This window comes from uncultured Campylobacter sp., from assembly GCF_937997535.1.
GTDB lineage: Bacteria > Campylobacterota > Campylobacteria > Campylobacterales > Campylobacteraceae > Campylobacter_B.
Map to the genome: position 1 here is coordinate 1 of NZ_CALKTT010000061.1, position 3,549 is coordinate 3,549.

Consider the following 3,549-nt stretch of genomic DNA (forward strand, 5'->3'; position numbering starts at 1 on the left):
TTTTGGAATTTTTGGAATTTTTGGAATTTTTGGAATTTTTGGAATTTTTGGAATTTTTGGAATTCCGCCGCCGCGACTTAAAATTTTGGCAGCGGAATTTAGAAAGCTTCGCGAGCTTTAATAGCCTGCGCAAGGCTAAATTTAAACCTTACGCAGTTAGAATTAGAATTCATACGCTTCGCGTGAAGAATTTCACAACTTATAGTTTGCTCGCATTTTTGCCTAGATAATCCGCGACGCCCTTAGGATCTGCTTTCATACCTGCGTCACCTTTGTGCCAACCCGCAGGGCAGACCTCGCCGTGCTCGTTGGTAAATAGCATCGTATCGACCATTCTTAGCATCTCGTCAATGTTTCTGCCAAGCGGTAGGTCGTTGATGACGGCGTGGCGGACGGTGCCGTCTTTGTCAAGCAGGAAGCTGCCGCGAAGCGCTACGGCGTTGCCGAACAGCACGTCGAAACTGCGCGCGATATCCTTCGTGATGTCTGAGACGAGTGGGAACTGCACTTTGCCGATACCACCTGCGTTTACCGGAGTGTTTTTCCATGCAAGGTGGGTAAACTCGCTATCGCAGCTAACGCCGATAACTTCGATGCCCTTGGATTTGAAATCTTGATATCTGTGATCGAATGCGATGATCTCGCTCGGGCAGACGAAGGTAAAATCTTTTGGATAAAAGAATACGACCGCGCCTTTTTCGCCGATATTTTTATAGAGGTTGAAATCCTCAACTATTTCGTTGTTGCCTAAAACCGCAGTTGCCGTGAAATCAACGGCTTTGTTGGTTACTATCATTTTGTTTCTCCTTGATAATAAAATTTATGATGGCGATTATACATTTTAAAACTTTATATTTGCTGAAATTTGATGAAAATTTTTATATAATAAAATTTATTTGCTTGATAATATTAAATTTTATCATTTTTTAAATTTAGTATGTTATCATTACTCCACATTTTTTGATAAAGGAGAAACAATGGCTGTAAAAATCACCGATATTTGCATTAGCTGTGGCTCATGCATCGACGAGTGCCCGGTAAATGCGATCGTGGACGATAGCGATAATCCAAGCGGCGAGGATAGCTACTACGTATACGCCGATAAATGCGTCGAGTGCGTCGGCTACAATGACGAGCCGGCTTGTGCTGGCGCCTGTCCGACCGACGGCTGTATCGTCTGGAGCGACATCGTAGCGGGCCAACCTAGCAGGGATAGTATAGGTGCGGATCTACGTAGCGGAGATACCCCGGTATTTGCTTAGCAGATAAAATTCCGCGATCAAATGCGCGGAATTTTAATTCATTCAATCCTTAAATAAATTTTAACCTATTTTTCGATACAATCCGCCTTTCACTTTAAGGAGATTATATGCAGCAAACGCTTTCTATTATTAAGCCTGATGCCGTTAAAAAGGGCGTTATCGGCAAAATTATCGATCGTTTCGAAAGCCACGGACTAAGAATCGCAGCGGCTAAAAAATTATGCCTAAGCGCCGAAGATGCGGGTAAATTTTATGAAATTCACAAAGACCGCCCTTTTTATAAGGATCTGATTGAGTTTATGACTAGCGGTCCGGTAGTCGTAATGGTGCTAGAAGGCAACGATGCCGTAGCTAAAAATCGCGCGCTAATGGGCGCTACCGATCCGAAAAAAGCGGATAAAGGCACGATCAGAGCGGACTTTGCGGACAGCATCGACGCTAACGCCGTTCACGGCAGCGATAGCCTAGAAAACGCAAAAACCGAGATCGCATTTTTCTTTGCAAAAAGAGAAATTTGCTAAGAGTGCCGCGTGAAGATCGCTTTTGCTAAAATTTCCGCATTGCCCGTGCCGTTTGAAATTTCTAGGGATGGACTTAAGCTTAGCGGAAATTTAAAACGAAAGGACTCTAAGTTTGTAGAGTGCAAGGGCGAAATTAAAGGCAAAATTCCATACATTTGCGACCGCTGCGGCAAAGAATTTGATCTTGACGTAAACGAGAGCGTAAATTTGCTTTTAAGCGAAGGCGTTTTTAACGACGAAAGGCACGAGAGCTTGGACGTTATGGAGTTTTTCGGCACCGAAGTTGATCTGGATGAAATTTTAAGAAGCGAAACGGAAGCTTTCAAAAGCGACTATTTTTATTGCGAAAATTGCAAAAAATTAAATTTATAAAGGAGAAAAAATGGCAGTTCCAAAGCGAAGAGTTAGTAAAACTCGTGCGGCGAAAAGACGCACTCACTACAAAGTGACCCTTCCGATTCCCGTCAAAGATAAAGACGGAAGCTGGAAAATTCCGCATAGAATAAACAAAACTACGGGCGAATATTAATCCGATGATTTCCGTTGCTATAGACGCGATGGGCGGTGATTTCGGCTGCGAGCCGATAATAAATGGAGTCGTAGATGCGCTGCGAGAGCGTAAATTTAATGCATTTTTGGTAGGCGACGAAGCGCAAATCAAGCCTTTTATTCCACAAGATCAAGGCTTTGAGAAATATATCACTTACGTAGCTGCAAGCGAAGTTTTCGAGATGAAAGAGGGCGCAACCGACGCTCTTAAACGCAAAGAGAGTAGCATCTTTAAGGCGGTCGATCTAGTAAAAGACGGCACTTGCAAAGCCGTGGTATCAGCAGGACATAGTGGCGCTACGATGAGTCTTGCGACGCTTCGCATAGGCAGGCTAAAAGGCATTTTGCGCCCGGCGATTGCTACGCTGATGCCAAATTCCATAGGCGGTCGCACGCTTGTGCTAGATGTGGGCGCTTATGTGGATTGTAAGCCTGAGAATTTGTTTCAATTCGCGATTATGGGCGAAGCATACGCCAAGGAGATTATGGGCCTAAATGCACCACGCATCGGCTTATTATCCAACGGCGAGGAGGATAGTAAAGGCAACGAGGTAACAAAAGAAACCTTTCATATGCTTAAGAAGATGCAAAATTTTATCGGTAATGTCGAAGGCAATCAAATTTTTGACGGCTCCGTGGATGTCGTAGTTTGCGACGGATTTATCGGTAACATTATGCTAAAATCCAGCGAAGGCGTCGCGAGCGCTATCGGCAAACTTATCAAAAACGAAACAAAAAAATCTCCGATTGCTATCGCTGGCTCCATTTTGATGAAGCGCGTCTTTAAGATAATCAAAAAAAGCACAGACTACGACGAATACGGCGGCGCGCCGCTTTTAGGCGTCAAAGAGTGCGTCATCATAAGCCACGGCAAAAGCACTCCGAAAGCCGTTAAAAACGCGATCTTTCAAGCGCTTAAATTTGCAGATTCTAAAATCAACTCCGCGATAGAAAGCGAAATTTCTTCAAACGAATAGGAAAACGAATGCAAAAAGCCTCGATGATCTCAATCGCAGCATACGCGCCGAGCGAAATTTTAACCAATTTCGATCTTGAAAAAATGGTTGAAACGACTGATGAATGGATCGTCAAGCGCACAGGCATTCACGAGCGCCGCATCGCGAAGGGCGAGAGTACTAGTGATCTAGGCACGAAAGCGGCGTTAAAGGCGATTGAGCGTAGCGGTTTGCAAAAAAACGAGATCGATGCCATAATCT

The 3,549-nt window shown here is 44.2% G+C and carries 6 protein-coding genes and 1 pseudogene; 6 read left to right on the forward strand and 1 reads right to left on the reverse strand.

Features of this window, described 5'->3' with window-relative positions; genetic code table 11:
- Positions 1-199: 199 nt before the first annotated feature.
- Positions 200-796, reverse strand: coding sequence for a peroxiredoxin (locus tag Q0117_RS05970; RefSeq protein ID WP_005871241.1), 597 nt, complete (start codon positions 794-796; stop codon positions 200-202).
- A gap of 181 nt (positions 797-977) precedes the next feature.
- Between Q0117_RS05970 and Q0117_RS05975 the strand changes: the two genes are divergently transcribed.
- The 6 genes and pseudogenes from Q0117_RS05975 to Q0117_RS06000 all read left to right on the forward strand — a co-directional run.
- Positions 978-1,262 (forward strand): 4Fe-4S dicluster domain-containing protein, encoded by a 285-nt coding sequence (locus tag Q0117_RS05975; RefSeq protein WP_297882899.1) that lies wholly within the window; start codon positions 978-980, stop codon positions 1,260-1,262.
- A gap of 107 nt (positions 1,263-1,369) precedes the next feature.
- Positions 1,370-1,783 carry a nucleoside-diphosphate kinase gene (gene ndk / locus Q0117_RS05980; RefSeq protein ID WP_297923717.1) on the forward strand — a complete coding sequence of 138 codons (414 nt, stop codon included), beginning with the start codon at positions 1,370-1,372 and terminating at the stop codon, positions 1,781-1,783.
- A 9-nt stretch (positions 1,784-1,792) separates the two neighbouring features.
- Positions 1,793-2,155 carry a hypothetical protein gene (locus Q0117_RS05985; RefSeq protein ID WP_297923719.1) on the forward strand — a complete coding sequence of 121 codons (363 nt, stop codon included), beginning with the start codon at positions 1,793-1,795 and terminating at the stop codon, positions 2,153-2,155.
- Between the two features lie 10 nt (positions 2,156-2,165).
- Positions 2,166-2,312, forward strand: coding sequence for a 50S ribosomal protein L32 (gene rpmF / locus Q0117_RS05990; RefSeq protein WP_005871250.1), 147 nt, complete (start codon positions 2,166-2,168; stop codon positions 2,310-2,312).
- Between the two features lie 4 nt (positions 2,313-2,316).
- Positions 2,317-3,309, forward strand: coding sequence for a phosphate acyltransferase PlsX (gene plsX, locus Q0117_RS05995; protein WP_297882427.1), 993 nt, complete (start codon positions 2,317-2,319; stop codon positions 3,307-3,309).
- 8 nt (positions 3,310-3,317) lie between these two features.
- Positions 3,318-3,549 (forward strand): annotated as a pseudogene (locus tag Q0117_RS06000) (3-oxoacyl-ACP synthase); the annotation flags it as partial.